The sequence below is a fragment of the Armatimonas sp. genome, assembly GCF_043760365.1.
Lineage (GTDB): Bacteria > Armatimonadota > Armatimonadia > Armatimonadales > Armatimonadaceae > Armatimonas.
Genome location: NZ_JAYUPA010000174.1, coordinates 1 through 2,167 on the forward strand (window position 1 = coordinate 1; position 2,167 = coordinate 2,167).

Annotated in this window: 2 protein-coding genes; both read left to right on the forward strand. The window is 52.8% G+C overall.

What is annotated here, in order from left to right; genetic code table 11:
• On the forward strand, positions 1–376 hold a 376-nt coding region (locus ACH2EH_RS04410; protein WP_395139323.1), incomplete at its 5' end, for a hypothetical protein.
• A partial coding sequence (locus ACH2EH_RS04415; RefSeq protein ID WP_395139325.1) for a dynamin family protein occupies positions 373–2,167 on the forward strand: 1,795 nt, incomplete at its 3' end. The genes ACH2EH_RS04410 and ACH2EH_RS04415, both read left to right, overlap by 4 nt.

The window sequence follows — 2,167 nt, forward strand, 5'->3', positions numbered from 1 at the left end:
AGCGGTGGGGGTCGCTAATTTTTTCAGTTTTTTTGGATATGCTAGAGAGTATGCCCAACGGCGTACAGCAGAATTGGCGGCTGAGAAGCGAGCCACAATTAATTCAGAGATGACGAAGATATTAGACGAACACTTTAGGCAAATCGCGATTGCGTACCAGAAACGAGTGGCTGAGGCAGCAACAGCAATCTTGGTGGGCCTCCAAGATCAAGTTAATCAACTCGGAGGGGAACAGCGGTTAGAAACACTGAGAAGCGAAATGGAGCAAAAATTGAATGAGTATATCCTCCCATCAGTCTTCTACGATCTGCCGCGCCGAACCATGACGCGCCTAGGATGGCCACAAGCGTCCCCCGTTTCGGAGACACAAGAATGAAAAATACGAAAGGAACCGAAACAGAAACAGAAGTTAGGGAAAAGGCAAAGCACCTTGCAGCTCATTTCAAGCGCCCCGTGCTTGGAGTTTGTCTGCCTTTTGGTGTGGAGGTCGTGGCGACGGCTCTACAGAAGATTGAGAAGACCTTTGTGCTTGGGATCATGGGCGAGTTCCGGTCAGGTAAGTCCACGCTCATCAATGCCCTAACTGGCCTCCCGTTAGCCCTCACAGATGTCGTGGAGACGACCGCAACACTCAATGAATACCGACATGGGGATGCAGAGACGGCGGTTATAGTTATGCATGACGGCTCCTCTGTTGCAATGCAGCTCTCCGAACTGAATAAGGTTCTTGGCCTCCGCCGCCAAGATCACGAGTGGTTAAAAACGGTTGACCATGTCACCGTCACCGTCACCGGCCCCTCTCCGTTTCTGGAGCACTTGAGTATCTGGGACTCACCAGGGCTTAGCGGATCGGTCTTCAACGAGAACCTTGCCCTACAGTTCCTGGAACGCTTGGACGTAGCATTGTGGGTCTTCGACTTGGACTTCCTGGGAGCCCAAGGACTGCAAACGGCCCTAGATGAATTGGGGCGTAGGGGAACGCCGGTAGTTGCTCTGCTGAACAAGGCGGAAGGGCGAAGTGATGCGGAGATTGTGCGTGCGAAGGAATACCTTACCCAAGCCCACGACGGCATTCGATTTCACAGTATCTTGCCTCTATCAGCGGCACGTGCGGTAGATGGTCCAGAGGAGGGGGTAGACGATGCCGTTGGACCGGATGGTGGCCTTGACAAATTGAAACGACTGCTTACGGATGACGTACTAGCTGAGCCTCGTCTACTTCTGGTACAAGCGGCTGCTGAGGATCTGGCGGTGTCGGCAAATACATTTCAGCATATCTATGAGGAGGAAGCCTCGAAGCGACGACGCATGCTGTGGTTACTGAAGCAGCAAACTGATGGTATCCAAAGTCTGGGAGAGCAGATTGTGCAGGAGGCGAGCGTAACGGTGTTTCATGGACTCCAGCAACGGGTTTTAGATGCACTAAGTAGTGCGTTTGAACAAGAGGTGGAAGTAGCAAGCGACCAAAATCTGCGAGATAAGAAGTGGATTGCCAGGGCGTTTGATCGCGTCCTGACCCAGGAGCGGTTGCAGACCATTGCGTGTGATTATATGAAAGAGTATGAGCCCGATCTGGTTGCCTCCTGGGAGCGGGCAGTCGTCCAAGCACATCAGGAATTCGATAGCCGACTAACACCGTTAGATGCTGTCTCCATCAAGGAGAGCATGGTCGAGGATGTCCCCACTATGAACTGGACATGGGACCCACAGGAAATGCCGAGTGCTTTCGCGATCATACCTGACACCAGCGTTAAGGTACTAGCACTGTCCATCACGAAAATCGCCAGTCCGCGGCTTGCTATGGCTGTGGCACGTGAGTTCCTGAGCGCGTCAAGAATAACCCTGAGCACACCTAAGAAACCCCTGGAGGCACGCAAGAGCCGTCTCATTAATCTCGCGGTGACACATTTCGCTAATGTGGCGCGTGAAAAGCTTTGTCCACAGGTGGAATCACACTTGGTTACGCCGGTGCTGAAGTATCATAAACAGCAGTACTGCGACACTATGGTAGCGGTGGCCAGCAAGCAAATCATGGGTTCTGTACCTGAGCGAACAGTTCAAGATGAGGAAACAACTCTGTCGAAGGCGGGACGCAAGGTCGCCGAGTTGACGCAGGAGTTTCACCGCCTCAGTAATGCTCCATCACGGGCAATCCGAGAGGCACCTC